The sequence below is a fragment of the Enterococcus gallinarum genome (assembly GCF_021496385.1).
Classification (GTDB): Bacteria; Bacillota; Bacilli; order Lactobacillales; family Enterococcaceae; genus Enterococcus_D; species Enterococcus_D gallinarum.
In genome coordinates this window covers 2,429,010-2,455,627 of record NZ_CP050816.1, presented here as the reverse complement: position 1 = coordinate 2,455,627, position 26,618 = coordinate 2,429,010, and the positions used below count along the sequence as shown (strand labels likewise).

At 39.1% G+C, this 26,618-nt stretch carries 28 protein-coding genes; 24 read left to right on the top strand and 4 right to left on the bottom strand.

Going from position 1 to position 26,618, the window contains the following annotated elements; translation table 11 throughout:
• The first annotated feature begins 192 nt into the window (after positions 1–192).
• A complete protein-coding gene (locus tag HED61_RS12145) occupies positions 193–735 on the top strand; it encodes a DUF3267 domain-containing protein (RefSeq protein WP_081132171.1) in 543 nt (180 codons plus the stop codon).
• 71 nt (positions 736–806) lie between these two features.
• On the opposite strand, the gene HED61_RS12140 is transcribed toward HED61_RS12145, so the two are convergent.
• Positions 807–1,424: a GNAT family N-acetyltransferase gene (locus tag HED61_RS12140; RefSeq protein WP_081132172.1), complete on the bottom strand. Its 618-nt coding sequence runs from the start codon at positions 1,422–1,424 to the stop codon at positions 807–809.
• A gap of 141 nt (positions 1,425–1,565) precedes the next feature.
• Between HED61_RS12140 and HED61_RS12135 the strand changes: the two genes are divergently transcribed.
• From HED61_RS12135 to HED61_RS12115, 5 genes are all read left to right on the top strand, one after another.
• Entirely contained in the window at positions 1,566–2,126 is a 561-nt protein-coding gene (locus HED61_RS12135) for a TetR/AcrR family transcriptional regulator (protein WP_081132173.1), read from the top strand.
• Between the two features lie 345 nt (positions 2,127–2,471).
• A complete protein-coding gene (locus HED61_RS12130; protein ID WP_103299739.1) occupies positions 2,472–2,909 on the top strand; it encodes a hypothetical protein in 438 nt (145 codons plus the stop codon).
• A gap of 912 nt (positions 2,910–3,821) precedes the next feature.
• Entirely contained in the window at positions 3,822–4,280 is a 459-nt protein-coding gene (locus HED61_RS12125; protein ID WP_113849597.1) for a hypothetical protein, read from the top strand.
• A gap of 55 nt (positions 4,281–4,335) precedes the next feature.
• Entirely contained in the window at positions 4,336–5,325 is a 990-nt protein-coding gene (locus HED61_RS12120) for a DUF916 domain-containing protein (protein ID WP_176333519.1), read from the top strand.
• A 466-nt stretch (positions 5,326–5,791) separates the two neighbouring features.
• Entirely contained in the window at positions 5,792–7,261 is a 1,470-nt protein-coding gene (locus HED61_RS12115; protein ID WP_219645020.1) for a helix-turn-helix domain-containing protein, read from the top strand.
• A 155-nt stretch (positions 7,262–7,416) separates the two neighbouring features.
• Here the strand turns inward: HED61_RS12115 and HED61_RS12110 are convergent, their stop codons facing one another.
• Both HED61_RS12110 and HED61_RS12105 read right to left on the bottom strand, forming a co-directional pair.
• A complete protein-coding gene (locus tag HED61_RS12110) occupies positions 7,417–7,728 on the bottom strand; it encodes a DUF1827 family protein (RefSeq protein ID WP_029486733.1) in 312 nt (103 codons plus the stop codon).
• 163 nt (positions 7,729–7,891) lie between these two features.
• On the bottom strand, positions 7,892–10,144 hold the full coding sequence (locus HED61_RS12105) for an ATP-dependent Clp protease ATP-binding subunit (RefSeq protein WP_219645021.1): 2,253 nt from the start codon (positions 10,142–10,144) through the stop codon (positions 7,892–7,894).
• Positions 10,145–10,394: 250 nt separating this feature from the next.
• Here HED61_RS12105 and HED61_RS12100 point away from each other — a divergent pair, with 250 nt between their 5' ends.
• The 7 genes from HED61_RS12100 (at position 10,395) to HED61_RS12070 (ending at position 16,488) form a co-directional block, all read left to right on the top strand.
• Complete coding sequence (locus tag HED61_RS12100) at positions 10,395–10,577, top strand: hypothetical protein (RefSeq protein WP_156233465.1); 183 nt, start codon at positions 10,395–10,397, stop codon at positions 10,575–10,577.
• A gap of 171 nt (positions 10,578–10,748) precedes the next feature.
• Positions 10,749–11,015, top strand: a complete 267-nt coding sequence (locus HED61_RS12095) for a phosphocarrier protein HPr (protein ID WP_003126335.1) — start codon at positions 10,749–10,751, stop codon at positions 11,013–11,015.
• Positions 11,015–12,742 carry a phosphoenolpyruvate--protein phosphotransferase gene (ptsP, locus tag HED61_RS12090; RefSeq protein WP_003126336.1) on the top strand — a complete coding sequence of 576 codons (1,728 nt, stop codon included), beginning with the start codon at positions 11,015–11,017 and terminating at the stop codon, positions 12,740–12,742. Before HED61_RS12095 ends, ptsP begins: the two co-directional genes overlap by 1 nt.
• Positions 12,743–12,948: 206 nt before the next feature.
• The gene (locus HED61_RS12085; RefSeq protein WP_208774014.1) at positions 12,949–13,968 is read left to right on the top strand and encodes a glycosyltransferase family 4 protein; all 1,020 of its coding nucleotides are present in this window, start codon (positions 12,949–12,951) and stop codon (positions 13,966–13,968) included.
• Between the two features lie 22 nt (positions 13,969–13,990).
• On the top strand, positions 13,991–15,223 hold the full coding sequence (locus HED61_RS12080; RefSeq protein ID WP_021149858.1) for a glycosyltransferase family 4 protein: 1,233 nt from the start codon (positions 13,991–13,993) through the stop codon (positions 15,221–15,223).
• Positions 15,224–15,297: 74 nt separating this feature from the next.
• Complete coding sequence (locus tag HED61_RS12075; RefSeq protein WP_219645022.1) at positions 15,298–16,173, top strand: NAD(P)-dependent oxidoreductase; 876 nt, start codon at positions 15,298–15,300, stop codon at positions 16,171–16,173.
• Positions 16,174–16,257: 84 nt separating this feature from the next.
• Positions 16,258–16,488, top strand: a complete 231-nt coding sequence (locus HED61_RS12070) for a YkuJ family protein (RefSeq protein WP_003126341.1) — start codon at positions 16,258–16,260, stop codon at positions 16,486–16,488.
• A gap of 90 nt (positions 16,489–16,578) precedes the next feature.
• On the opposite strand, the gene HED61_RS12065 is transcribed toward HED61_RS12070, so the two are convergent.
• Positions 16,579–17,535: a GIY-YIG nuclease family protein gene (locus HED61_RS12065; RefSeq protein ID WP_219645023.1), complete on the bottom strand. Its 957-nt coding sequence runs from the start codon at positions 17,533–17,535 to the stop codon at positions 16,579–16,581.
• A gap of 302 nt (positions 17,536–17,837) precedes the next feature.
• Between HED61_RS12065 and fabT the strand changes: the two genes are divergently transcribed.
• The 11 genes from fabT to HED61_RS12010 all read left to right on the top strand — a co-directional run bounded on the left by fabT (position 17,838) and on the right by HED61_RS12010 (position 26,513).
• The gene (gene fabT, locus HED61_RS12060; protein ID WP_005471259.1) at positions 17,838–18,278 is read left to right on the top strand and encodes a fatty acid biosynthesis transcriptional regulator FabT; all 441 of its coding nucleotides are present in this window, start codon (positions 17,838–17,840) and stop codon (positions 18,276–18,278) included.
• Between the two features lie 9 nt (positions 18,279–18,287).
• Positions 18,288–19,250: a beta-ketoacyl-ACP synthase III gene (locus tag HED61_RS12055; protein ID WP_029486739.1), complete on the top strand. Its 963-nt coding sequence runs from the start codon at positions 18,288–18,290 to the stop codon at positions 19,248–19,250.
• 47 nt (positions 19,251–19,297) lie between these two features.
• Complete coding sequence (locus tag HED61_RS12050; RefSeq protein WP_003126345.1) at positions 19,298–19,522, top strand: acyl carrier protein; 225 nt, start codon at positions 19,298–19,300, stop codon at positions 19,520–19,522.
• A gap of 125 nt (positions 19,523–19,647) precedes the next feature.
• Entirely contained in the window at positions 19,648–20,571 is a 924-nt protein-coding gene (gene fabD / locus HED61_RS12045; RefSeq protein WP_113849601.1) for an ACP S-malonyltransferase, read from the top strand.
• 9 nt (positions 20,572–20,580) lie between these two features.
• Positions 20,581–21,318: a 3-oxoacyl-[acyl-carrier-protein] reductase gene (gene fabG, locus HED61_RS12040; RefSeq protein ID WP_003126347.1), complete on the top strand. Its 738-nt coding sequence runs from the start codon at positions 20,581–20,583 to the stop codon at positions 21,316–21,318.
• A 13-nt stretch (positions 21,319–21,331) separates the two neighbouring features.
• On the top strand, positions 21,332–22,570 hold the full coding sequence (gene fabF / locus HED61_RS12035; protein ID WP_003126348.1) for a beta-ketoacyl-ACP synthase II: 1,239 nt from the start codon (positions 21,332–21,334) through the stop codon (positions 22,568–22,570).
• Positions 22,571–23,050, top strand: coding sequence for an acetyl-CoA carboxylase biotin carboxyl carrier protein (gene accB / locus HED61_RS12030; protein ID WP_113849602.1), 480 nt, complete (start codon positions 22,571–22,573; stop codon positions 23,048–23,050).
• Positions 23,051–23,062: 12 nt separating this feature from the next.
• Positions 23,063–23,482: a 3-hydroxyacyl-ACP dehydratase FabZ gene (gene fabZ, locus HED61_RS12025; protein ID WP_029486743.1), complete on the top strand. Its 420-nt coding sequence runs from the start codon at positions 23,063–23,065 to the stop codon at positions 23,480–23,482.
• Between the two features lie 7 nt (positions 23,483–23,489).
• The gene (locus tag HED61_RS12020; RefSeq protein WP_113849603.1) at positions 23,490–24,854 is read left to right on the top strand and encodes an acetyl-CoA carboxylase biotin carboxylase subunit; all 1,365 of its coding nucleotides are present in this window, start codon (positions 23,490–23,492) and stop codon (positions 24,852–24,854) included.
• An 11-nt stretch (positions 24,855–24,865) separates the two neighbouring features.
• Positions 24,866–25,735 (top strand): acetyl-CoA carboxylase, carboxyltransferase subunit beta, encoded by an 870-nt coding sequence (gene accD, locus HED61_RS12015; RefSeq protein ID WP_081132187.1) that lies wholly within the window; start codon positions 24,866–24,868, stop codon positions 25,733–25,735.
• Positions 25,728–26,513: an acetyl-CoA carboxylase carboxyl transferase subunit alpha gene (locus HED61_RS12010; protein WP_113849604.1), complete on the top strand. Its 786-nt coding sequence runs from the start codon at positions 25,728–25,730 to the stop codon at positions 26,511–26,513. Before accD ends, HED61_RS12010 begins: the two co-directional genes overlap by 8 nt.
• The last annotated feature ends 105 nt before the right edge of the window (positions 26,514–26,618 follow it).

The following is a 26,618-nucleotide window of genomic DNA, read 5'->3' as shown; positions in this document are numbered from 1 at the left end:
GTTCTCAAATGATGGGAGCGAGAAATGAGTTGGTTCTTGTCTAAAAAAACATTCTTATCGTTTTTGATAAGAATGTTTTTTTGTTTTGTATCAGTAAAAAATCGAATTGTTTTGGTCTAAAAAGACTGATATAATAATTTATGACGTGAGACGAGCGCTTATAGTGTTGCAAATAGGAGTAAGGGGGTCATTATGAAATTAATCAAGCGTGTCAATTTGCTTGACGATAAAAAGCTAATCATGAAACTGAATATCTTAACGATTCCTCTATTGGTTATTTTCTTTGCTTTATTTACGCTTTTAACATTAGACAGAAAGTTATCGGAAGAAGTCACTATCGATTTAATGTATCTCGTTATTGCCATTCTATCAATGGCAGGGTTAATCATCGTTCATGAATTGATTCACGGGATTTTTTTTAAGCTGTTCAATAAGGAAGGAAAAGTCAAATTTGGTTTTAAGAATGGTTTGGCCTATGCAACAAGTCCTAATTCCTTTTATTCAAGGTGGCAGTTTTTACTTATTTTGCTTGCTCCTTTTGTCTTGATCACTTTGGTCTTATGGCTGTTGTATGCGTATAGGGAAATTTCTCCTTATGCATTTGTCTGGTTGGCTTCTTTTCATGGGTCAGCCTGTATTGGGGATTTTTATTTTTGTTATTTAGTGACTAAAGCTCCAGCGCATAGTTATGTAGAAGATACCGAACAGGGGATAAATTTTTATTCCAATCATTAGCAAAGCACAGCCATTAGGGCTGTGCTTTTTTGCACTCATTTGAAAAACGCTTTTGTTGCGTAGCATGGCTATCATTTGTCAATCACTTTGCTATAGAGCATGCACTGAAGATCAATTTTTTTGTTGGGCAATTTTAATGAAATCATTTTTTCTTTTTGACGTTGAAAACCGCGCTTTTCATAAAATTGATACGTACAAGCACTATCTGTAAAAAGATAAATTTCTTTTCCTTGCACTCTTTTCTGTAGTTCATCTAGCAGCCGCGTTCCGATCCCTTTGATAGGTATATCAGGATTAGCTGCTAAGAAAATGATTTCCCCATCCGGTGAATGGTCACTTAAATATTCAGAAAGGAGTTGATTGTTTCCGGCATCATATGCTCCGGCACTTTCTTTGGCAAAACTATTCTGTAAGAATTCAAATAGTTTTATGTACATCATTTGTCCAAAAGAAGTATGCGCTTTAGGTGCACCGCTTATTTCCGCTAGTAAAACTCCAGCCAATACATCTTCGTGATAGAGAGCAATAATCTCAGTCGCGCGATTTAATTCCAAGTACCAGAAATATCTGCCGTAAAGATTTAAGAGCAGTTTGTTTTTGATATACCAATCAAAGTGCATTCCTTTGATGGCAAACTGGATGGCTTTATGATAGTCTTTTTTTTCTAAATTTCTGAAAGTTAAAGTCATTTTTTATTCTCCTAATCATTGGTTGTCTGTGATACACTTATATTATAATAGACACTTTGTCGATTATCTATGGACAATCTTACTTGAACTTGTCGTTTAAACGACAAGTCTAGCCATAAGTGTCGAATAGGGGGAAGTAGAATGAATAAAGAGGATCGTCGGTTTAAAAAAACTGAAAGGGCGTTGGCAGAGGCTTTATCAAAACTGATGATGGATAAAAAAATACAATCAATCACTATACGCGAGCTAACAGAAACAGCCGATTTGCATCGATCCACGTTTTATAAACACTATACAGATATTTACGATCTATATGAGCAACTGGAAATGCGATTCTTCCAAGACATCAATCAACTGATTTCCTTTGATAACACTCACAGCTATGAAGACTTGTATATAAATCTAGTTGAGTACGTCTATCATCATTCGTTTGTCTACAAGCTATTCATTACTTATTCAAACGGTTTGGAGGTACAAGAAAAAATGAAACAGTTGATCGAAAAAAATTACTTGGAAATTTGGTTGTATGAAGATAAAAAGAATGTGATTACTGAAGAGATGAGATACTTTACGACCTATCATATTCAAGGTTGTCTTTCCGTATTGAATTATTGGGTAGAAACGAATTTTGCTTACTCAAAAAAGGAAATGCTGGAACTATTACAGAAATTAAACAATCATCTCGAAAGAATCATGCCATGAGAAAAATTATAATTTGTAAACGAGGCATGATCGCTGTAAAAAAGATCGCATCCCCTTTTGATTTGGAACTAGAATTACTTTGACATGATGATTGAACGGAACGGATAATGCGTTAGTTTTCAAATAAAAATTCTGCTAGAAAAAATCCTCTTAAAAAGATCTATAAGCTTTTTAAGAGGATTTTTTGTATCTAATTCTAAGCTGGTTAGTCGATTCTGTCAAAAAAAGATTGTACATAATGTGTAATTTTTTGACAAAAAAAGATAACTAAAAAGGTTATAAATGCTTTATTTTAAAGTGTAGGAAGGTCATTTGCCATAAATAATCTCTGAAGGTGATTTGAAAATGATGGAAATATCAGAAAGTAAAAGTATGAGAGGAAAAATGTTTTCCATACGATTTACAAATAAAAGACACGTATATTTTCTTAGAAAATGTGTTTTTCCTGTAAATTATACTTTAAAACAAGTAGAAAATTACTTGCACAATTCATTAAACATTGTAAAAGAAACATTAGAAATCCTCGATGCAACGAATGTTCTGATTATGGATGGTTTCAAACGTTCTAATGAGAGCACGGATAATACATTAATTGATGCCTATTGGATAGACGCCGAACAATACATAATAGAGTTGAACTATACAAATAAGGTAGATTATATCATTTTAATTGCAAATATAGATACAGAGCTGGATGCTGTCGAAAAATTTGTCAAGAGTGAATACCCAAATTCTCAGTTTACGATCGAACATTATGATGAAGCGTGGATAGTAAAATCGTGAATAGTCTTCGTCAGAGAGATGATTATAGGAAAAAGAGAAAACTCATGCCATAGAAGAATCGAATATCTTTCTAGCAATTGATGAACCAATAAATTTTGATTTTCAAGAAATTGATTTTAGTAAGGAGCTATTAAATCATGAAGGTAGTATAAATGTAGAGATTTCACTGAATGAATTGATTACTGATGACATTTTAGCGATCTCTTCATTTGGTAATGGCTTAAGTGCGGCTTTTGAAAACGCAGAAGAATGGGTAGTTACGCAATCTGCAGATGTCCGTAAGTTTTACGTTACATAAGATCTTAAGAAATTTCTGGCGCATGATCAAGAGAATTATAAAATTGTTTTTACTCTCAGTGAGATGACCTCAGGCGTTACTAATCCTAATTCATCGGACTTAAAAACCGAACTCAGAAATAGTCAAGAAGAAAATGAAGCCTCGACAATGAATGAATGGATGGAGGAATCGCTCTCTGAAACAAGTACTATTTCTTCCTCAAATAGCACCTCAACTGGGAGTGTGTTTCACGGTAGTGAGAGTGCTTTTTTATGGAAGAAGCACAATCGCATAGTACTGTATTTTCATTTTCCCAAGAATCATTCGATTGTCATACTAATTCTCCCATCTAATTGTGAAGCAGGTTAATTCCAGCTATGGCACATAATGAATATCCCAAGATCTGCCTATCAGACGGTCGGGGTTCAGATTTCTGTGTGAAACAAGAATCCGATCTTTGCAAATTAATAACAGGCGCAAAAGATTAAAACATTACTAGATAAAATTAAAAAATACTTTATTCTTATTGTGAATAAAATTGCAAAAAGAAGAGAATATTGTCAAAAAAAATAGTGTATAGTTTTTTTGTAAGACCATCTTCTTACAAAATAAATAATAAAGGAGGAATGAAATTAATGAAAAAGGTTACTTTAGTAACAACATTATTGCTTGCTCTATTTTTTGGAGCATCAGCAAGTGCAGAAGTAGTTACTGTAAATGTCACAGAAGGAGCAGCAACATTTACTTTAGCTACTCCTGTTGAAACAAAAACTGTAGATTTTGCAGATATTAGTTTCACAGAAACGAAAGCGAATCCGCTAACAGGTACTTTCACGTTATCTGGAACATTAACGAATAAGTCATTTGGAGCAAAGCAAGTAGTGATAACAGCAGCAGTTCCTGGAGAAACCTCAGCACCTGGTTTAACGATTGCAACGAGTGAAGTATTCAAAGTTGAAGCAAGTCAAGGCTATGAAACGACTGAAGAAGGTACTTTTGATTATACAATTGATCCTTCAACTTTTGACAACACTAAGGCAAGTGATTACGTAATCACACTAACTGCATCAGAAGTGACAGACGTCACTCCTTAATCGTATGTTATATCCTAGCTACAAGAATGAATCTTATTCTTTTAGGGTGTTTCTTTTGTTCCTGTGCTTAGGAATATTTTTTTTCAGTCCAGAAGCATTGGCAGAAGAATCGATTGGCTCTTCTTTTGAAGTTCAGATCCAAGCAGACAAGAATTCAAGTATAGTAAAAGATATTCAATTTTCGCCTGATCTGAACCAAAAGTATACTTATACAGCAACTGTTACTAATCATGAAAGTCATGCCATTGAAGTATCGGTTTTTCCTAGTATCGCTGTTTCAACTAGGACTTCAATGACTTATGTTGCGGAAACAAACAATTTGCTAAATAAAGATTATGATTTAAAAAAGTACGTAAAACTCTTACCAATTGAAGGTAAATTGGAAGATGGTCTTTTAAAAATAGATGCAAAGCAAAGCAAAAAAATCAAAATCATAATTAATGTAAATAAAAAGATTATTGGGGAAGTATTAGGTGGAATCAATTTCTCTCAAGCAATTGGTTTACAAGAAAATAAAGATTCCGTAAATGTTCAGCAAGTTTATCAAAAAGTAATCGTTGTTCGCTTGAAACAAAATGAATGGGCTCAAGAAACAAAACAGATCATTGGGGACTTTAAATTTACGATTACAGGAAACGCAACGACTCTTTCTTATTACCTTTACAACAAGAATCCACTTGTTACTTATGCAGAAGGTGGCTCCTATCGAGTAATCAATCCTGATCAAGAGATCATAGCTGAAGGGGAGATAGAACAAGAGAAGATTGTGCTTTCACCGTATATAAAAACAATGTTTGAGGCGCCATTGTTAGATAAAGCTGAATTGATGTCTGGGGAGTATCAATTTGTTTTATCCGATGGCGAAGATGAGACGATAACGTATTTTAATTATACGAAAGAAGAAATTGATCAGTTTATAGAGGAGACTACAGATCTTAGTAATAATGTTACAGTGAAGTCAAAAGTCAATCTTTGGTTGATCATCGCCTTATCACTAGTTTCATTTTTGCTTATTTTTTCGCTTGTAAAATTGCTAAAAAAATAAGAAAAGTTTAGGGACGTACTTCGCCTCTAAACTTTTCTTGTTGCTTAAAAGTCCGCTTCTGTCATCTGTTATTAGAAAAGCACTTGCTGAAATTTTACCTGGCAGTTTTTATTTCCTCAAAGAATTGTTTTATTTGTTTGATACAAATTGTCTTCGCGAGTTCTTTTATATCGGAACTGGAGCTTTTTAATTTTGATAAAAGAAAGTGTTCACTCATGAGTAGATTAAATGATTCGCATTCATTGTAGATTAGCTCATTTTAGTTTAAACATACCTATCATCCTAGGGCGACAATTCTCAGCGACGACCAGAGGTTCTTATTTTTTATCACTATTTATCTAAAAAAACTATTTCCACCGATAAAAAGAGTATCTTTTCATCTCAATAGGTAACTGTAGTTAATAATTGTTTCGTTTCAGAGATAGACAAAATTATCGAAGTAACTATCATTAAAAAGGAGAGCGTCATGGATTTATGGAAGTTGTTTCTGACAGAGAGGCAAGAACAAAAATTAAACTTGTTAGAGGATATTATTTCAAAGACTGAAACATCAATTGATGAACTAGCTTGTAAGCATTCGCTGACTAATCGCAAGGTGAAGTCATTGATTATGCAGATCAATGAGGATTACATAGTAGAACTGAATATAACCGACTCACTCATTAAATTTGAAAATAGATTATTTAGACTTTCTGATGTAGAGACCCCAGAAACTTTTACGTCTTTGTATTCAAGTTTAAAGATACAGTATATTAGACAAAGTTCTGTTTTCCAAGTCCTGAATTACTTTCTTAAACATCGAAAAGTAGGGATGGTCAAGTTATCAATGCAATTTAATTATAGTCAGTCCTATTGTTACAAATTAGTCAATAAAGCAAACGATATCATTCGAACGATTGGAGTCGATTGCCAGATTAGAAAGAAAATGAATTATTTAGTTGTGGAAGGTAAGGAAAGCCAGATACGAGTACTTTCTTATATTCTGAATACACATTCTTCGACATTTGCTGAGGACAACTATTATAGTTATCATAACGAAAAGAATGTAACGAGGATCAAGCAAGAGAAACTTTCTAGAATAACTAGAGTTTTTATGGATGCCCATAAAATAGGAAGTTATACTGATATAGATTCAAAAGAGGAGACGGCTATAAGCGACTGTTTATATGAAGAAATCCGACTAGGATTTTGTCAGACTTTTTATCCGTTAGATAAAAAGATCAATCATTCTATTTATCAGTCAGAAAAATTCTTTTACTATCTTTTCGCTATTTATTTCTTTCCAGAGTATTTGACATCTGAAATCTGTGAACGATTGGGGGAGCGATTAATGAAATTATCTGGAAATCCTATCGTAGATCATGCATGTGAAGCTTTGAAGAAAATGGAGGAGAGTTACAGTATTCCTGCCAACCTTCATAGCACATTTTTTTTTCATCTTGTATATCGTTTTTTGATCACGGATAAGCTGAGTTTAAGTTCCTTCTTTTACCACGAAGATAAGAAATTGTTGTTGAACGATAAGTTTCTAAAAATAAAAGAGATGATAAAATCAGTTTACAAAAAAAGCATAGCGGAAAGAGATTTGGATATATTTAGTACACAACTAACAGAGCTACTATACTCCTATGTTGGACATGTGATGGCGGAACCTTTGAATGTCATGATTAATATTACCTATCATGCCAACTATGTAATGTTAGTAAAAAATTATATAACAGGTGTATATAAAAAGGAAACTGTAACTATGGTAGAAAACCTTGCAGAAGCAGATATCGTTATTTCTGATCGATTCGTTGAATCAAAAAAGAATCAGTGTTTTTTCTTTCTTGAGGATATCCATAACATTGAAACATGGAAAAGGTTAGGGATATTTATCAATGGGAGGATCATCGAACGGCGAATTCGATCTGAAAGTGCCCCAAAAATTAGCTAGGATCGATCTGTTGATTGAGTCATGGCACAGATGCTTTTGCTTAAAGATTGTTTGTTTCGCAGGGGCAACGATAAATAAGTCAAAAAAATATATCTATAAAAGAGGGCTGTGACAGTCATCTTTTATAGATATTTTTTATAGTGATTTCATTGGTATTAGGTTTGCGAAGAAAGCGATTTTTGGATAGAAATTTCTACAATATCTGGCATTTCAATAACTGAGATCGTTTCAGGTTCATAAGAACCAGGCGGTAATTTTTTCAAGAAGTAATGTTTGATTTCTTCAATTTCGGTAGGTTTGATTGCGCGTTTTTTGTTGATCAGCAATATTTCGTTGTGATTTGGGGCAGAAGTAAAGATGACTGTGATGTCTCCGGCAGTATATACTTTTACCATTTCAGCATCGGTATTTTCAAGCTGATTCATAACTAATCGAGAATGGCTGTTTGTCACATTGATCAATTTCACCATACTCACCTCACATTCTATGTATTTTTACTAATATTATAGGGCGTTTTTTTTAAAAAGAAAAGCCAGACAGCTTGAAAACCTTGGTTTTTTTGAGGTTATTCAGGCGTCTGGCATATAAATCTAGACAAATAAGGTACGATGTCTGGCTGTTGCGAGGATTTTACTCATCATCAGATGGCTGTTTTTCTTGTTCCTTTGGCTCTTCGGGTGTGTCAACAGTTTTTGCTGTCACAATGATTTTGTCTTCAGAATCCAAAGTTGCTTGTAGATCATGGACTTGAGGATGATCAAGATAAAATTCTGCGATACCATCTTCGATATGATCTTGAATCGTTCGGCGTAATGGGCGAGCCCCCATCGTAGCACTATAACCAAGCTCTACCAATTTTTCTTGGACATTTTCTGGAACTTCAATATGCAATTTTTGATTGGCTAAGGTTTGATTGACATCTGCGAGCATCAAAGAAACGATGGATAACAGATTTTCTTTGCTTAATGCTTTGAATTCAATGATGCCATCAAAGCGATTCAGAAATTCTGGTGTGAAGTAGTTATTTAACTGATTCAAGACAGATCGTGTGACACCTTCCCGGGCTGCTCCAAAACCAACATTGGCTTCTACTTTTCCAGTGCCGGCATTACTTGTCATGATGATCAATGTGTCTTTGAAGCTGACCGTGCGTCCTTGAGCATCAGTTAAACGACCGTCATCCAAGATTTGCAAAAACATATGCAGAACATCAGGATGAGCTTTTTCGATTTCATCTAAAAGAATTAAGCTATAAGGGTTACAACGGACTTTTTCCGTTAACTGTCCAGCTTCTTCATAACCAACATAACCAGGAGGAGAACCAATCAGTTTGGAGACACTGTGTTTTTCCATGTATTCTGACATGTCAAAACGAATCATTGATTCTTCAGAGCCAAACATTTCATAGGCAAGCTGTTTAGCAAGTTCTGTTTTACCAACACCAGTTGGTCCGACAAAAAGGAACGAACCGATCGGACGGCTTTGTTTTCCTAATCCCACACGATTACGACGGATCGCTTTAGCAACTTTATCGATTGCTTCATCTTGTCCGATTACATGCGATTTCAGATCTTGAGCTAAGTTTTTCAACTGAGTTTGTTCTTTTTCTTTGAGTTCGCCAACCGGAATGCCCGTCCGTTCTTCAACGATTTGCTCCATATCCTTTTCGGTGATCACGGGTGTTTCTTCTTCACTGATTTGACGTTCTTTCATTTTTTGCAGCTTATTGATTTGATCTCGGTAGTAAGCAGCTTTTTCAAAGTCTTCTTCTCTAGAAGCAGCTTGTTTTTGTTCTTCTGCTTCTTGCAATTTCTTGTCGATTGTTTTCGGATCAACAATTTGAATAGTCAGATTTTTTTTCGAGCCGGTCTCATCCAGAAGATCGATTGCTTTATCAGGCAAGAAACGGTCTTGGATGTAGCGATTGGAAAGGGTAGCAGCAGCTTTGATTGCCTCATCCGTATATCTTACATGATGGTAATCTTCATATCGAGGCTGTAATCCTTTCAAAATACTGATGGTTTCTTCTACAGAAGGTTCATCGACTCGGACAGGTTGCAAACGACGTTCTAATGCTGCATCTTTTTCAATGATGCGATATTCGTTCAATGTCGTTGCGCCGACCATTTGTAATTCGCCGCGAGCCAATGCTGGTTTCAGAATGTTTCCAGCGTCCATGTTGCCATCACCAGCAGCCCCTGCGCCCACGATCTCATGGACTTCATCAATGAATAAGATGACATTTTCGGCTTGTTTGATTTCTTCAATCAATTTTTGGATCCGCTCTTCAAATTGTCCGCGAATACCCGTTCCTTGAACCAGTGACGCAACATCTAAGCGAATCACTTCTTTATCCATTAGTTTTTGAGGAACGTCACCGTCGACAATTTTTTGTGCCAGACCTTCCACGACAGCGGTTTTACCTACACCAGGCTCACCAATCAATACAGGATTGTTTTTCGTTCGGCGATTCAAGATCTCGATCACCCGACGAATTTCATCGTCACGTCCTACGACTGGATCGATCCCGCCGTCTCGAGCTTGTTGTGTGATATTGATGCCGTATTCGCCTAAAAGACCAGAAGGTGCTTGGCCATTGCGCGGAGGTTGTCCGCCGATTATGCCGTTTCCTCCAGTTTGAGTTGGAGGCGTTTGTTCATAAGGTGAATTTCCTTGTTGCATTTGGCGAGACATTTGTCGAAAAAGGTCATCAAGATTTCCGAAGCCGAAGGGATCCTGAGCCATCATATTTGTTGGATTTCCAGATTGTGCTTTTAATTTTTGGTAACAACTTTGACAATAATCGAGTTGTTTTCTTTGACCATTGACATTGGCATAAAGATGAATAGAAGCTTCATTTTTACCGCAGTTTTGACAAAGCATATGTTCACGACCTTTCTTATCATTTGCTCATCTATCATTCTACCGCGATTTTTACTCATGGTAAAAAGATACACTTGCAGATTCGGTGAATAATTGTCAGCAGCGTCAAAAATTTCATTGACCTTTACTGACCATAACTTTATTATACAATTTTTTTTTCAGACTGCAAGGATTTCAGCTTTGATGACGGAAACAACTTTTCCCTGAAAAAAGAATCGTTTATAATGGAGAAGATGAAGAGGTGATAGAGATGAATGAAAATCGATTTGCTGAACAAATTGAACAGTTGCGCTCTGGAGAAATCGACGAATTGCTGGTAGAACAATCCGAATTTCTGCTATTTCGAGAAGCATGGTTAAAATTGGAAGACCGCATGAAATTTGTCGGCGAGGCTGGCTTGAATGGCAAGATCATCTATCGGTACCAACCATAAAAACAAATATAGGTTCATTTCAGTCGTTTTCTTAAGAGAAAACGGTTGTCTATCAGAGAAAAAAATGGTAATCTTAACAGTTGAAAGGGCGTTTTTTTGAGTCTGACAATTGACTGAGTCAAAAAAAGCCTTCACCACAAAAAAACCGTATCATAAAGGAGATTGATCAATATGGAAAAGAAAGATTTTCACGTAGTTGCTGAGACAGGGATTCACGCACGTCCAGCTACTTTATTAGTACAAACAGCAAGCAAATTCAACTCTGATATCAACTTGGAGTACAAAGGTAAATCAGTAAACCTTAAATCAATCATGGGCGTTATGTCTCTAGGTGTTGGTCAAGGTTCTGACGTTACAATCACTGCTGAAGGTGCTGACGAAGCAGATGCAATCGCTGCAATCGTTGAAACAATGAAAAAAGAAGGTTTGTCTGAATAATGGTTGAGATGCTAAAAGGAATTGCTGCTAGTGATGGTGTAGCCGTTGCCAAAGCCTACCTGTTAGTACAACCTGATTTATCTTTTTCAAAAGTAAATGTTGAAGATACGGCAGCAGAAGAAGCTCGTTTAGATGAAGCACTAGCAAAGTCAACAGCGGAATTGCAACAAATCCGTGACAAAGCAGCGCAATCTTTAGGCGAGGCAGAAGCACAAGTATTTGATGCTCATTTAATGGTTCTGTCAGATCCTGAAATGATCGGACAAATCAAACAAAACATGGCAGATAACAAAGTCAATGCAGAAGCTGCATTGAAAGAAGTCACTGACATGTATATCGGCATGTTTGAAGCAATGGATGACAATGCATACATGCAAGAACGTGCAGCGGACATCAAAGACGTTGCGAAACGTATCTTGGCACATTTGCTAAATGTGACGTTGCCAAATCCTTCAATGATCAACGAAGAAGTTGTTATCGTTGCTCACGATTTGACACCAAGTGATACTGCGCAATTAGACCGCAACTTCGTTAAAGCTTTTGTAACTGATATCGGGGGACGTACCTCTCACTCAGCAATCATGGCTCGATCTCTTGAAATTCCTGCAATCGTAGGATCAAAAGAAATCACAGCTAAGGTGAATGCTGGTGATATTCTGGCAGTTAACGGAATCTTAGGAGATGTTATCATCAATCCTACTGAAGACCAAGCTGCTGAATTTATTGAAGCAGGGAAAGCTTACGCGGAACAAAAAGCAGAATGGGAAAAATTGAAAGATGCTCAAACCGTTACAGCTGACGGCAAGCACTTTGAATTAGCTGCAAATATCGGAACGCCTAAAGATCTTGAAGGTGTTCACAACAATGGTGCAGAAGCTGTCGGTTTATACCGGACAGAATTCTTGTACATGGATTCTCCTGATTTTCCTACAGAAGATGACCAATATGAAGCATACAAAGCAGTTCTTGAAGGAATGGCTGGTAAACCAGTCGTTGTTCGTACAATGGACATCGGTGGGGACAAAGAACTTCCTTACTTGAAATTGCCACACGAAATGAACCCATTCTTAGGCTATCGTGCGTTGCGTATCAGTTTGTCTGAGTTGGGTGACGGCATGTTCCGTACACAACTTCGTGCGCTGTTACGTGCTTCTGCTCACGGAAACTTGCGTATTATGTTCCCGATGGTGGCAACATTGAAAGAGTTCCGTACTGCGAAAAAAATGTACGAAGAAGAACGTCAAAAATTGATCGATGAAGGCGTAACTGTCTCTGAAGATATTCAAGTAGGTATCATGATCGAAATTCCTGCAGCAGCTGTCTTAGCTGACAAATTTGCCAAGGAAGTAGACTTCTTCAGTATTGGTACCAATGACTTGATCCAATACACAATGGCTGCAGACCGTATGAATGAACAAGTTTCATATCTTTACCAACCATATAACCCATCTATTCTACGTTTGATCAAAAACGTAATCGATTCAGCACATGCTGAAGGTAAATGGGCTGGTATGTGTGGAGAAATGGCCGGCGATCAAACTGCTGTGCCACTTCTAGTCGGTATGGGCTTAGATGAATTCTCTATGAGCGCAACTTCTGTACTTAAAACACGGAGCTTAATGAAACGCTTGTCAACAACTGACATGCAAGAATTAGCAAAACGTGCTTTGGAAGATTGCGATACGATGGAAGAAGTAGTCGAATTGATCAATCAATATGTAAAGTAGTTAAAAGTTAGCAGCAAGCGAATTCGCTTGCTGCTTTTTTTGTGGTCTGGGAGCGAACAGTTTTGTCATATTGTTTTGATGACCTTTGATAAACCAGCTTTTTGACGTATGATAGAAATCAATACAAAAACTAGGCCTTGAGTTGGAGGGTGATCTCGTCTAGCTATGTTATACTAGATGTAACAGTTTAGAAGGAGGAATCTCGTTTGAAAGTACTTCTCTATTTTGAAAGTGAAAAGCTTTTAGAGAAATCTGGTATCGGCAGAGCACTTGCGCATCAGCAACGTGCACTGAGCAGTATCGGTGTTGAATATACATTAGACAAACAAGCTGAGGATTATGATATACTTCATATTAATACGTATGGGATCAATTCGTTGAATCAAATCAATAAAGCAAGGAAACAAGGCAAAAAGGTAATTTACCATGCGCATTCGACTGAAGAAGATTTTCGAAATTCATTTATCGGCTCAAACCAGTTATCGCCATTATACAAAAAATATTTGATCAATTTATATTCCCGAGCCGATCAATTGATAACCCCAACGCCCTACGCAAAAGAACTTTTGGAAGGGTATGGCATCAAGGTACCGATCTGTGCGATCTCTAATGGGATTGATTTGGACAAATATCGTCCGGAACCAAAAAAAGAACAGGCTTTTCGCGACTATTTCAAATTGTCGGCGGATCAAAAAGTGATTATTTCTGTTGGCTTGTATTTTGAGAGAAAAGGAATTGTCGATTTTGTTGAGATTGCTCGCCGCATGCCAGAGTATACTTTTATTTGGTTTGGACATACACCTATGTATACGATCCCTAAAGCGGTTCGAGATCTCGTGAAAGAAAACCATCCTGAAAATGTTATTTTTCCTGGCTATATCAAAGGAGATGTCATTGAGGGGGCCTATTCTGGAGCAGATCTGTTTTTCTTTCCTTCCTATGAAGAAACAGAAGGGATCGTTGTGTTAGAGGCGCTTGCTAGTAAGCAGAAAGTTCTAGTGCGTGACATTCCTGTTTACCATGGTTGGTTGCAAGAGAATCAAAATTCTTATATGGGACGGACAGTTGATGAGTTCGTTGAACAAATTGCTAACATCGTAGAAGGTCGTGTACCAGATCTGTCAGCTGCCGGCTATCAAGCAGCTGCAGAACGGAGTATTGAAGAAATTGGAAAAGAGTTAAAGAAAGTTTATCAAAGCGTTTTAGAAGAAAAACCCGTTGATTGACGGCAAGTTTGGAGGTACCGTTGTGAAAATCGGATTTTTTACAGACACATATTTTCCGCAAGTGAGCGGTGTAGCGACATCGATCAAAACATTAAAAGAAGAGTTGGAAAAGAAGGGCCATAAGGTCTATATCTTTACGACTACAGATCCAAATGCAGAAATGGATGAGGAAGATATCATTCGTATGCCTAGTGTGCCTTTCGTGTCTTTCAAAGACCGTAGAATCGTGGTGCGGGGCATGTGGTATGCCTATTTGATTGCGAAAGAGTTGGAACTGGAACTGATTCATACCCATACTGAATTTGGTGCGGGACTACTGGGAAAAATGGTGGGTCGAAAACTACAGATTCCTGTGATTCATACCTATCATACAATGTATGAAGATTATCTGCATTATATTGCGAAAGGAAAAGTTTTGCGACCTACACACGTAAAGTATTTCTCTCGTCTGTTTGCCAATCATTCTACTGGGGTTGTCTGCCCGAGTGAACGGGTCATCGATACACTACGCAGTTATGGCGTTGTGTCGCCGATGCGCATCATTCCCACTGGTATTGAGGTAGAGAAATTTCGCCGCCCGGATATCACTCTGGAAATGAAACGAGCCTTGCGTCAAGAATTGGCGATTGAAGAAGACCAGCCAATGTTATTATCATTGAGTCGTATTTCTTATGAGAAAAATATCCAAGCGATCGTTGATGGACTGCCTGATATTCTAGCAGAAATTCCTTCAGCCAAATTAGTGATCGTGGGCAAAGGTCCTTACAAAGAAAAATTGGAAGAAAAAGTTCAAGAAATGAACTTGTCTGACCATGTTCATTTTGTTGGAGAGGTTGCAAATGATGAAGTCGCCATCTATTATCATGCAGCAGATTTCTTCGTCAGTGCTTCTACTTCAGAGACACAAGGACTGACGTATACAGAAGCAATGGCAGCAGGTACGCCTTTAGTCGTTGAAGGCAATGATTATTTAAATACATTGATCGATGATCCATCTCTTGGTGTGACCTTTGACACCGATCAAGATTTTGCTTCTGCATTTATTCATTATTATCAACAGCAGATTCCTAGGGATGAAAGTGTCTTAGCACGAAAAATGTATGAAATCTCTGCAGCACACTTTGGTGAATCGATGCTTTCTTTTTACCATGATATGATCGCTTACTATGAGACAGAACGCCTAGACAAGGAAACCGAAGAAACATTGAAAAAATTCAAAGTCAAATTGAAATCATTTAAACGAACAATTGATTAAACATTATTGCAGTCAAGTTCACGTTTTTAGCGTATACTAAAGACGTGAATTTTTTTATTTTTGGAGGTATGACTATGAAGCTAGGTTTTATTGGAACGGGTGTCATGGGCCAATCAATGGTCGGTCACTTTTTAGCAAGCGGACATCATGTAAATGTGTATAATCGTACAAAAAACAAAACAGACGAATTAGTCGCTAAGGGAGCGGTTTGGTGTGATACGCCTGAAATAGTTGCTGCTGAAAGTGAAGTTGTTTTCACAATGGTCGGCTATCCTGCAGACGTTGAGGAAGTTTACTATGGAGAAAAGGGGATTTTTCAAACCGATGTCGCGGCAAAATATTTAGTTGACTTTACAACTAGTACGCCAAAATTAGCAGAACAAATCTATCAAACGGCAAAAGAGCATGGTGCGGCAAGTATTGATGCGCCAGTTTCTGGTGGTGACCTTGGAGCAAAAAATGGAACGTTGACGATAATGGCGGGTGGTGACGAGGAAGCCTATCAAAAAGTTGAACCACTATTTGAGATTGTCGGAAAAACGTGTCATCTTCATGGCTCTGCCGGCAAAGGCCAGCACACAAAAATGGCCAATCAGATCATGATTGCTGGTACGATGACTGGAATGACTGAGATGCTCGTCTATGCCGATAAAGCAGGTTTAGAACTTCCGCAAGTCATTGAGACATTATCTGGTGGCAGCGCCGCAAACTGGTCATTGGCCAACTACAGCCCCCGTATTTTGAAAGAAGATTATTCACCTGGTTTTTTTGTCAAACATTTTATCAAAGATTTAGGTATCGCACTTGATGAAGCAGCGAAAATGGGACTGGATTTGCCAAGTACGGCTTTGGCAAAAAAAATGTACGATCGCTTAGCGGAAGCTGGCTATGAAAGTGATGGGACTCAAGCCCTGATTAAGCTTTGGTGGCAAGATGGAAAAAAATCTTAAAATGACAAAATAAATTGTAAAAAATCAATGCAAGATAGAATATGATTTGATACAATATAACGGACAGAAAAAGGAGGCTTACGAATGAAAAGTTCGCAATTAGTCGCTATCATCAAACGTTTAGAAGCGATGGTCGAAGCGCAAGACAACGAGGTTCAAGTTCGCCGTTTCGAAAAAGAAGGCGTAGAAAAATGCACAGTGACCTACGATAACACCACAGAAACGTTTGAGTTAACGGAAGCAGAGTCAAGTCAGCCTTATCAATTTGATAATATTGATATTGTAGCCATGGAAATTTATGATTTGATCCAATAAACGTATCAGCGTTCAGATGAAAAATGCCATACGCATTGCCAGCGTTCCTCTTTAAGGAGCGCTGGTTTTTTGTTGCAATCATTTGAGCGTTTAGGTATTTGAGAGCACAAAATTTAATTGTCTTAACTGGCGCAAAATTATATGTAGAGGATCAAGGTCTGTTGGCAGCAATCGTTTAGCTGTTGTTAAAGGTGCTGGAACAAAAGCATCAGAGGTTGATACAACTTCGCTATGAATGATTTGTCCAAAAGAGAGTTGATAGACTTTTACTTGTGATGAATCGGCAGCAAGAGAAGCTTCAAGAGAGGTTTCAAGAGGAATCTCAAAGCGAACTTCTGGGAGAGCGATCAGAGTATTCACCTCGATAATTTCTCGATAAAAGGATTGAAGCAATTTTTTTTGGTACAGTAGTTGATCAGCCTGTTCAAAAAGTAACTGTTCCGCAAAATAATGCAATCGTTGGTCGAGATAACGAAATATTGTCTTGCTTTCTGCACGAAAGAAAAGTTTCAGCTCATTCAGTTTTTCTTCCAAAGGAATAGTTTGCATCAACGGCAACTGTTTGGACAACGAGAGAAGTTTATAAGGATTGACAGAAGGTAATTGATACGTTTCTGTCAATATCTCAATGATTTCCGGCAATTGCTTGGATCGGCGAAAAGGTCCTATTGCATCCTCTGCCGCCTCATTTGTTCGAACGATGTTTCCTGCATCAAAGCGGATGTATTGGTAATTAAGAAAGTTGGTCATTTGACGGTTATAAATGGGACGATGTTGCTGAATCAACTGACATTCTAACAATAGCGCATCGAGTTCTGTGTCTACGAAAATTGTTTCGAAATCTACGACATTGTGAACTAAACGCAGAATCTTGTTTGTATGCTGTGTATTTTTGCGAAAATAAGAAGAAACTCGTTGTTTCAATTGCTTGGCTTTTCCAACATACAGAATTCCGCCATGAGAATCTTTCATTAAATAAATCCCAGGTTTTTGGGGTAACGCATTTGCTTTTTGCTTTAAGTATTCGATCCGTGCGTTGATGTCCATCACCTCATTTCTACACTGCAACGATACCAAAATTTAAGGTGCAGAACAAGTGATGTTCTGACACGATAATCATTTTCGTGAAATGATGGAAGAAATCTTTGATAATCAAAATAATTTTTAACTACTCGATTCTCTGGTAATTGTCAACTTAAAAACTTGTGAAGGTTAGAAAAGCGTACTGAAAATAAAAATGCGCTTAAAAAAAATAAAAATCAAAAAATTTTCTTGCAATTCTCTAAAAGTTACTTTATAGTTTGACTATCAAATGATTTGATTATCAAACTATTCGGATGGTGAAAGATATGGAACCAAATTTAGAAACGGTCAACGACTATTTAGTCAGTGTCTTCAATGACATTCTCGTGATCGAAGAATCAGAATTAAAGAAATCACAATTTAAAGATCTTTCAATCACAGAAATGCATACGATTGAAGCAATCGGCATGTACAAGAAGAAAACAACTTCAGAAGTCGCTAAAGAGCTTTCTATTACTGTTGGGACCCTCACCATTGCAATCAATCGTTTGGTTAAAAAAGAATATGTAGAACGCATTCGCAGTGAAGACGATCGACGCGTAGTCAAACTTGCGTTGACAAAAAAAGGCAAATTGCTTTATCGGGTACATCAACATTTTCACCGTGAGATGGTCAAAGGCGTTCTAAGCCAGATGTCTACGGATGAAGAGCAAGCTTTACTTAAAGCCTTAAAAAATCTGCATGACTTTTTACAAGATTATAAGTGAGTGTAACGGATGAATATGTTTGGAAAGATTACCGCAACAGCAAGCTATGTTCCTGAACAAATCGTGACGAATCAGCAACTTTCAGAAATTATGGATACATCAGATGACTGGATTTTTTCACGTACAGGAATCAAAGAACGTCGAATTAGTAATGGAGAAAATACTTCCGATTTATGTACGAATGTTGCTACGAAACTTTTGGCATCAAGGGGACTTGCTCCAGATGAATTGGACTTTATCCTAGTAGCGACCATCACTCCGGATTTCAATACACCGGCAGTTGCTTGCCAAGTTCAAGGGAATATTGGCGCCCATCAAGCTTTTGCTTTTGATATCAGCGCAGCTTGTGCCGGATTTGTTTATGCATTGTCTTTAGCAGAAAAATTGATTCGGACCGGTTCTAAAAAAGGGCTCGTCATTGGCGGTGAAGTGCTGTCAAAGGTCTTGGATTGGGAAGATCGTTCAACCGCAGTTTTATTTGGAGACGGGGCAGGCGGGGTGCTTTTAGAAGCAACCAACCATCAGCATCTCTTGAAGGAATCGCTGCAGTCTGATGGAACCAGAGGACTCTCTCTGACATCAGGTTTTGTTGAAAATAAGAATCCTTACGGAAGTTCGTCAACCCAATACAGTGCTTGTATGCAGATGGTTGGTCGTGAAATTTTTGATTTTGCGACACGCGATGTCGTTCAATCCATTCATGCAATCAGTGAGCATGAATCGGTAGATTATTACTTGTTGCATCAGGCCAATTCCCGAATCTTAGATAAAGTGGCTCGGAAATTAAAGGTCCCGCGACATAAGTTTTTGCAAAATATGCAATTTTATGGCAATACTTCAGCCGCTTCAATTCCGATTTTGTTAGATGAAGAAGTGAAACGCGGCACGCTGTCTTTAGGCAGCGGACAAAAAGTGGTGTTCTCAGGTTTCGGCGGCGGATTAGCATGGGGGACCATGCTGGCAGCTTTATAGCCTGTTCACAATCAATATTGAAGAAAACACATTGGAGGAATATACACATGGTATTCGAAAAAATTCAAGAAATCGTAGCAGAAGAATTAGGAAAAGAAAAAGAAGAAATCAAATTAAACACAAACATTCAAGAGGATCTTGAAGCAGACAGCTTAGACCTTTTCCAAATCATTAACGAGATCGAAGATGAATTCGATGTAAAAATCGAAACTGAAGACGGCATCAAAACTGTCGAAGATCTAGTTAAATACGTTGAAAAACAACAAGCATAAAAAACGAGGCTAGGCAAACAGCCTAGCCTTTCCTTGTAATAGAAAGAGTGTGTTTCACTCGCTGTGATCTGCGAGTGAAGATGCCATTTTCTCCAAAATCTTTCAGTTCAAAAAAGGAGTTTAAAATGAAAACAGCATTTTTATTCAGCGGTCAAGGAGCCCAATATGTAGGAATGGGTCAGGAGTTATATCAGCAAGAATCAAGTGTTCAACAAACCTTTGCGGAAGCAAGTGAGATGCTCGGCTATGATATGACTGAACTATGTTTTACTGAAAATGACCGTTTGAATCAAACTGAATATACGCAGCCAGCCATTTTAACCGTCAGTGTGGCTTTTTGGCGTTTGTTAAAAGAAAAAGGTCTCCAGGCCGATGCTTTGGCTGGTTTGAGCTTAGGTGAATATTCCGCATTAGTAGCAAGCGGCGCATTAGACTTTCAAACTGCTGTAGCCCTCGTGCAAAAACGCGGCAAGTTTATGGCAAATGCCGCACCACAGGGTGTGGGTAAAATGGTCGCTGTGATGAATACTCCGGCTGAAACCATTGAGGCGATTTGTAAAGAAGCTAGCCAAGTAGGGATCGTTTCGCCAGCTAATTACAATACGCCGCAGCAAATTGTCATCGGTGGGGAAGTAGATGCGGTTGACCAAGCCGTTCAGTTATTGCAAGCGGCGGGAGCCAAACGAATGATTCCATTAAATGTCAGCGGCCCTTTCCATACGAAACTTTTAGAACCCGCTTCTAAACAACTTGCTCAAGAGCTGGCGAAAATTGAAATCAAAGATTTACAGGTGCCGGTGATCAGCAACACGACTGCGAAACCGATGAAACAAGAACAAGTCAAAGAATTATTAGAGAAGCAAGTCAAATCACCTGTGCGTTTTTATGAAAGCATCGAGCAGTTGAAACAAATGGGAATTGAGCAGATGATCGAGATCGGTCCCGGAAAAGTATTGACCGGTTTTTTGAAAAAAATCGACAAAACCATTGCTGCTTCGAGAGTGGAAGATGCTCAAACACTTTTTGACACACTTTCAAGGTTTGATTAGGAGGAATTTATGGAACTGACAAATAAAAATGTCTTTATTACTGGTAGTTCAAGAGGGATTGGCTTTGGCATTGCAGAAGCATTTGCCAAAGAAGGAGCCAATATCGTATTGAATGGGCGGAAAGAGATACCTCAAACTCTTATAGAGACGATTACCCGTTTTGGTGTGAAATGCATCGCAGTCAACGGTGATATATCCGAATACGATCAAGCTGTTTCGATGCTTGCACAAGCGGAAGCTGAATTAGGACCGATCCACATTTTAGTCAACAACGCAGGAATCACCAATGACAAGTTATTGTTGCGCATGAAACCAGAAGAATTTGAAAGTGTATTGAAGATCAATTTGACTGGAACCTTCAACATGACGCAAGTAGCTCTCAAAAAGATGATGAAACTACGCGAAGGACGTATCATTAATTTGACTAGTGTCGTAGGATTGACTGGCAACATTGGTCAAGCAAATTATGCAGCAAGTAAAGCTGGCGTGATTGGTTTTACCAAATCAGTTGCCCGCGAAGGAGCGGCTAGAGGCATTACCTGTAATGCGATCGCACCAGGATTTATTGAAACGGAGATGACCGCAGTTCTTTCTGATAAGGTAAAAGAACAATCGATCAATAATATTCCGTTGCAGCGATTTGGTGCTGTAGAAGATGTCGCAAAAGCTGCGGTTTTTTTGGCCCAAAGCGCTTATATCACAGGTCAAGTAGTCAGCGTAGATGGCGGAATGGCCATGCAAGGATAGAAAGGAGATACTTATGAATCGAGTAGTTATTACAGGATACGGTGTGACTTCCCCAATTGGGAATGATCCAGAAACATTTTTAGCTAGTTTGCAAAATGGAACCAATGGGATTGGCCCCATCACCAAATTTGACGCCAGTGGAACAGGGATTTCAGTAGCAGCTGAAGTCAAAGAGTTTCCACTAGAAAAATACTTTGTCAAAAAAGATACGAAACGGATGGATCTTTTTTCGATTTATGGGATCTATGCTGCCCTTGAAGCAATGAAAATGGCGGGTTTGAATTCTGAAGCGTTAGATGCCGATCGATTCGGTGTCATGGTCGGATCAGGTATTGGAGGTTTGCCAACTATTCAAGACCAAGTGATTCGAATGCATGAAAAAGGTGCAAATCGTGTGTCTCCAATGTTTGTGCCCATGTCGATCGTCAACATGGTGGCAGGAAACATTGCATTGCGTGTGGGGGCAAAAGGCATTTGTACAACTACGGTCTCTGCTTGTGCATCCGGTACTCATTCGATTGGTGAAGCTTTCCGCAATATCAAACATGGTTATGCAGACGTGATGATTGCTGGCGGATCTGAATCAACGATTTGTGAGATTGGTATCGCTGGTTTTGCTTCTTTAACGGCATTAACAACGGAATCTGATCCAGACAAAGCATCCACACCATTTGACAAAAACCGCAGCGGGTTTGTGATGGGAGAAGGTGCTGGGGTTTTGATTCTAGAATCATTTGAACATGCCCAAAAGCGCGGAGCGAAGATTCTCGGGGAAGTTGTTGGCTATGGTGCCAATTGTGATGCCTACCATATGACTGCACCGAATCCTGACGGTTCAGGTGCTGGAAAAGCAATGAAACTCGCGATGTCTGAAGCAGCGATCACTCCAGCCGAAGTTGGCTATATCAATGCTCACGGAACAAGCACACCAGCTAATGATGTAGCTGAAGCTACATCGATCCAATATGGTTTAGGGGACGACTATCGCAAACCTTACGTCAGCAGTACAAAATCTATGACAGGACATCTATTGGGGGCAGCAGGAGGAATCGAAGCAATTGCCTCGCTTTTAGCATTGCAGCATCAATTTATTCCACCGACCATCAATGTTCGTGAACAAGATCCTGAAATCGACTTAAATATTGTGAAAAACCAAAGCCAGCCAGCAGAAATTACGTATGCAATGAGTAACTCACTAGGTTTTGGCGGACACAATGCAGTCATCTTATTGAAACGTTGGGAGGAAGCTTAATTGGAAACAAATGAAATCAAGGATCTGCTTTCCCAATTTGATCAGTCCTCTTTGACTGAATTGCAGCTCAAAAAAGAAAACATCGAACTTTATTTTAATAAAAATTCGTTCAGTAGCCGTCAAGTATCATCCGAGAGTTCAGATGTCAAAGTTGAAAGCATCCCTGCAGCTACACCAGTACCAAGCGTACAACCAACAGCTGCTGGAACCGTCGAGGTTAGTTCAGAGCCAATTATAGCGGGAACGGAGATCGTTTCACCTTTAGTGGGTGTGGTTTACTTAAAACCTAGTCCTGAACAAAGCCAATTCAAACAAATCGGCGATTCTGTCAAAAAAGGGGATGTCCTTTGTATCGTTGAAGCAATGAAAGTAATGAATGAAATTGTTAGCGATGTTGATGGCGAATTAGTTGAAATCTTAGTTGAAAATGAGCAGATCGTTGAATACGATCAACCATTATTCCGTGTGAAAGAAGGGTAAGCTATGTCAGTTATGTCAATTCAAGAAATCAAAGAAATCATTCCCCATCGCTATCCTATGCTCTTAGTGGATCGCATTGAAGAACTAGAAGAAGGAAAACGGGTGGTAGCAAAGAAGAACGTGACCATCAACGAACCTTTTTTTCAAGGCCATTTTCCTCATGAACCAGTCATGCCTGGTGTATTGATCGTTGAAGCAATGGCCCAAGCGGGGGCAGTTGCACTCTTGTCTTTACCGGATTTTCGAGGTAAAACCGCTTATTTCGGCGGACTTGATAAAGCAAAATTCCGCAAAAAAGTAACACCAGGAGATACATTGATCTTAGAAGTAGAAATACTCAAGGTAAAATCTGCAGCAGGAATCGGCAAAGGGATTGCCTATGTTGATGGCAAAAAAGTTGCAGAAGCAGAACTTACCTTCATGATTGGATAGGTGAAAAATGTTTTCTAAAGTATTGATAGCTAACCGTGGTGAGATCGCTGTTCGCATTATACGTGCTTGCCGCGAACTTGGGATCCAAACGGTCGCAGTTTATTCAGAAGCAGATAAAGAAGCGTTACATGCAGAACTTGCCGATGAAGCCATTTGTATTGGCCCGGCGAAAGCAGCAGACTCTTATTTGAATGTGCAACAAATATTAAGCGCCGCGATCGTTACCAAAGCTGAAGCCATCCATCCCGGATTTGGTTTCTTATCAGAAAATAGCCGTTTTGCATCTATGTGTGAAGAATGCAATATTGTCTTTATTGGTCCTAAGAGTGAAACAATCGATGCAATGGGGAACAAAATCAATGCCCGACGGTTGATGATCGAAGCACAAGTGCCAGTGATCCCCGGCAGTCAAGGAGCGATTTCTGATGTGAAAGAAGCATTGACGATCGCTGAAGAAATTGGCTATCCAGTGATGCTTAAAGCAGCAGCAGGCGGTGGTGGTAAAGGCATACGTAAAGTATTGACAAAAGAAGAATTGCCGCAGCATTTTTCTTCCGCTCAGCAAGAAGCAAAAGCCGCTTTTGGTAATGATGAAATGTATATTGAGAAAATCGTGTATCCCGCAAGACATATCGAAGTCCAAGTTTTAGGAGATTCTTTTGGGAATATCATTCACTTGGGCGAGCGGGATTGTTCTTTACAACGGAACAATCAAAAAGTTTTGGAAGAATCGCCATCGGTCGTAATATCAGCTAGTAAACGTCAAGAACTAGGAGCTGCAGCAGTTCGCGCCGCTCAGGCTGTTGACTATCGCAATGCTGGTACAATCGAATTTCTGATGGATGAAGCTGGCGAATTCTATTTTATGGAAATGAATACTCGCATCCAGGTGGAACATCCGATCACAGAAATGGTGACCAATATCGATCTCGTAAAAAAACAAATTGAGATTGCTAGCGGTGAATCGCTGGATATCAAACAAGAAGATGTCAAAATGCAAGGTGCTGCCATCGAGTGTCGTATCAATGCGGAAAATCCAGCCTTTAATTTTGCTCCTTCCCCTGGAAAAATTCATAATTTATTTTTACCTGGAGGAGGTCTGGGCGTTCGTGTGGATAGTGCCATGTACTCTGGATATACGATTCCTCCTTACTATGATTCGATGATTGCAAAGGTCATCGTTCATGGAGAAAATCGATTTGAAGCATTGATGAAAATGCAGCGAGCTTTGGCTGAATTAGTGACTGAGGGTGTAGTGACGAATGCAGAATTCCAAATGGATCTGATCGGTCATCCAAAAGTGATTGCCGGAGACTACAACACAGCCTTTTTACAAGAGGAATTCTTGCCAAACTGGACGCCTGAACAATAGGAGGGAAGAGAATGGCTTTATTTAAAAAGAAGAATTACATTCGCATCAATCCTAATCGCGGCCAGGCACCTGCCAATGAACCAACAGTGCCCGACAATCTTTGGGCGAAATGTCCCAGCTGTAAACGGACCTTATATACAAAAGAAATGGGCGCAGAAAAAGTCTGTCCTCATTGTGGCTATAATTTCCGTATCAGTGCCTGGGAAAGAATCGCATTAACGATCGACGAAAAAAGCTTGGAAGAATGGGATACAGATGTGAAAACAGAAGATCCTCTCAACTTTCCTGATTATCTCGAAAAAATAGCTTCCGTACAGGAAAAAACTGGTCTTCATGAAGCCGTGTTAACTGGAGAAGCGACAATCAATCAGCAACCTGTGGCAATAGGAATCATGGATTCCAACTTTATTATGGGAAGTATGGGAACTGTCGTAGGTGAAAAAATCACTCGATTGTTTGAGCGAGCGCTTGCGAAGAACTTACCCGTTGTATTATTCACTGCTTCTGGTGGTGCACGGATGCAAGAAGGGATTTTTTCATTGATGCAGATGGCTAAGATCTCTGCAGCAGTGAAGCGTCATAGTGAAGCCGGTTTATTTTATTTGACAGTCTTGACAGATCCAACTACCGGAGGCGTAACAGCAAGTTTTGCAATGGAAGGAGATGTGATTCTCGCTGAACCGCAGGCATTGATTGGGTTTGCGGGGAGACGAGTGATCGAACAAACGATTCGACAAGAACTGCCAGAAGACTTCCAAAAAGCAGAGTTCTTGTTGGAACATGGTTTTGTCGATCAAATCGTTCCACGGACACAATTAAGGGAACGAATTTCCCAATTGCTTAAATTGCATACGACAAAGGGGTGGATGACAAATGATTGAAGCGGCACATGAGATCGTTGAGTTAGCCCGCAGCAAAGATCGTTTGACGGCACTTGATTACTTTGAACATGTTTTTAGCGATTTTCAGGAATTCCATGGGGATCGTCTCTATGCCGATGATGAAGCTGTTGTGGGCGGGGTCGCTACCTTAGATGGGAAACCTGTGACAGTGATCGGTATCCAAAAAGGGCGGAACCTGCCAGAGAACCTTCGACGAAATTTTGGTGCTCCTCATCCAGAAGGTTACCGAAAAGCGTTGCGGCTAATGAAACAAGCGGAGAAATTTCAACGGCCTGTTATCACATTGATCAATACAGCAGGTGCCTATTGCGGCGTCGGCGCTGAAGAGCGTGGCGAAGGAGAAGCGATTGCGCGCAATCTCTTAGAAATGTCAGATTTAAAAGTACCAATCTTGGCAATCATTATTGGCGAAGGCGGCAGTGGTGGAGCTTTGGCATTGGCTTTAGGGGATGAAGTATGGATGATGGAACATTCTATCTATGCGATTTTATCCCCGGAAGGCTTTGCATCGATCCTCTGGAAAGATGGAAGCCGTGCGAAAGAAGCTGCCGGACTCATGAAAATAACAGCGCAAGAGTTGCACAAGCTTGGAGTGATCGAAAAAGTGATTCCCGAGACCATCGACGGTGAACTGTTGTCGAAAGAGACAGTGATCGCGGAAATGCGATCGGCAATCACCAAAAAGATCGCTGCTCTCGCACAAAAGAATATAGACCAACTCCTTGCTGAGCGCTATCAGCGTTTTCGCAAATTTTAATCATAAGTTTGATATCAATGTCGATTTTTGATCCGTCATTGATTTCAAGCTTTTTTATTTGTCCTTGTGAAATTTCTCTAATATAATAAACATCAGCAGATAGTT

Excerpts from the sequence above, each read along its gene's own strand:
- HED61_RS12145 (WP_081132171.1), top strand. The coding sequence starts at position 193 with ATGAAATTAATCAAGCGTGTCAATTTGCTTGACGATAAAAAGCTAATC.
- HED61_RS12140 (WP_081132172.1), bottom strand. The coding sequence starts at position 1,424 with ATGACTTTAACTTTCAGAAATTTAGAAAAAAAAGACTATCATAAAGCC.
- HED61_RS12135 (WP_081132173.1), top strand. The coding sequence starts at position 1,566 with ATGAATAAAGAGGATCGTCGGTTTAAAAAAACTGAAAGGGCGTTGGCA.
- HED61_RS12130 (WP_103299739.1), top strand. The coding sequence starts at position 2,472 with ATGATGGAAATATCAGAAAGTAAAAGTATGAGAGGAAAAATGTTTTCC.
- HED61_RS12125 (WP_113849597.1), top strand. The coding sequence starts at position 3,822 with ATGAAAAAGGTTACTTTAGTAACAACATTATTGCTTGCTCTATTTTTT.
- HED61_RS12115 (WP_219645020.1), top strand. The coding sequence starts at position 5,792 with ATGGATTTATGGAAGTTGTTTCTGACAGAGAGGCAAGAACAAAAATTA.
- HED61_RS12105 (WP_219645021.1), bottom strand. The coding sequence starts at position 10,144 with ATGCTTTGTCAAAACTGCGGTAAAAATGAAGCTTCTATTCATCTTTAT.
- HED61_RS12100 (WP_156233465.1), top strand. The coding sequence starts at position 10,395 with ATGAATGAAAATCGATTTGCTGAACAAATTGAACAGTTGCGCTCTGGA.
- HED61_RS12095 (WP_003126335.1), top strand. The coding sequence starts at position 10,749 with ATGGAAAAGAAAGATTTTCACGTAGTTGCTGAGACAGGGATTCACGCA.
- ptsP (WP_003126336.1), top strand. The coding sequence starts at position 11,015 with ATGGTTGAGATGCTAAAAGGAATTGCTGCTAGTGATGGTGTAGCCGTT.
- HED61_RS12075 (WP_219645022.1), top strand. The coding sequence starts at position 15,298 with ATGAAGCTAGGTTTTATTGGAACGGGTGTCATGGGCCAATCAATGGTC.
- HED61_RS12070 (WP_003126341.1), top strand. The coding sequence starts at position 16,258 with ATGAAAAGTTCGCAATTAGTCGCTATCATCAAACGTTTAGAAGCGATG.
- HED61_RS12065 (WP_219645023.1), bottom strand. The coding sequence starts at position 17,535 with ATGGACATCAACGCACGGATCGAATACTTAAAGCAAAAAGCAAATGCG.
- fabT (WP_005471259.1), top strand. The coding sequence starts at position 17,838 with ATGGAACCAAATTTAGAAACGGTCAACGACTATTTAGTCAGTGTCTTC.
- HED61_RS12055 (WP_029486739.1), top strand. The coding sequence starts at position 18,288 with ATGAATATGTTTGGAAAGATTACCGCAACAGCAAGCTATGTTCCTGAA.
- HED61_RS12050 (WP_003126345.1), top strand. The coding sequence starts at position 19,298 with ATGGTATTCGAAAAAATTCAAGAAATCGTAGCAGAAGAATTAGGAAAA.
- fabD (WP_113849601.1), top strand. The coding sequence starts at position 19,648 with ATGAAAACAGCATTTTTATTCAGCGGTCAAGGAGCCCAATATGTAGGA.
- fabG (WP_003126347.1), top strand. The coding sequence starts at position 20,581 with ATGGAACTGACAAATAAAAATGTCTTTATTACTGGTAGTTCAAGAGGG.
- fabF (WP_003126348.1), top strand. The coding sequence starts at position 21,332 with ATGAATCGAGTAGTTATTACAGGATACGGTGTGACTTCCCCAATTGGG.
- fabZ (WP_029486743.1), top strand. The coding sequence starts at position 23,063 with ATGTCAATTCAAGAAATCAAAGAAATCATTCCCCATCGCTATCCTATG.
- HED61_RS12020 (WP_113849603.1), top strand. The coding sequence starts at position 23,490 with ATGTTTTCTAAAGTATTGATAGCTAACCGTGGTGAGATCGCTGTTCGC.
- accD (WP_081132187.1), top strand. The coding sequence starts at position 24,866 with ATGGCTTTATTTAAAAAGAAGAATTACATTCGCATCAATCCTAATCGC.
- HED61_RS12010 (WP_113849604.1), top strand. The coding sequence starts at position 25,728 with ATGATTGAAGCGGCACATGAGATCGTTGAGTTAGCCCGCAGCAAAGAT.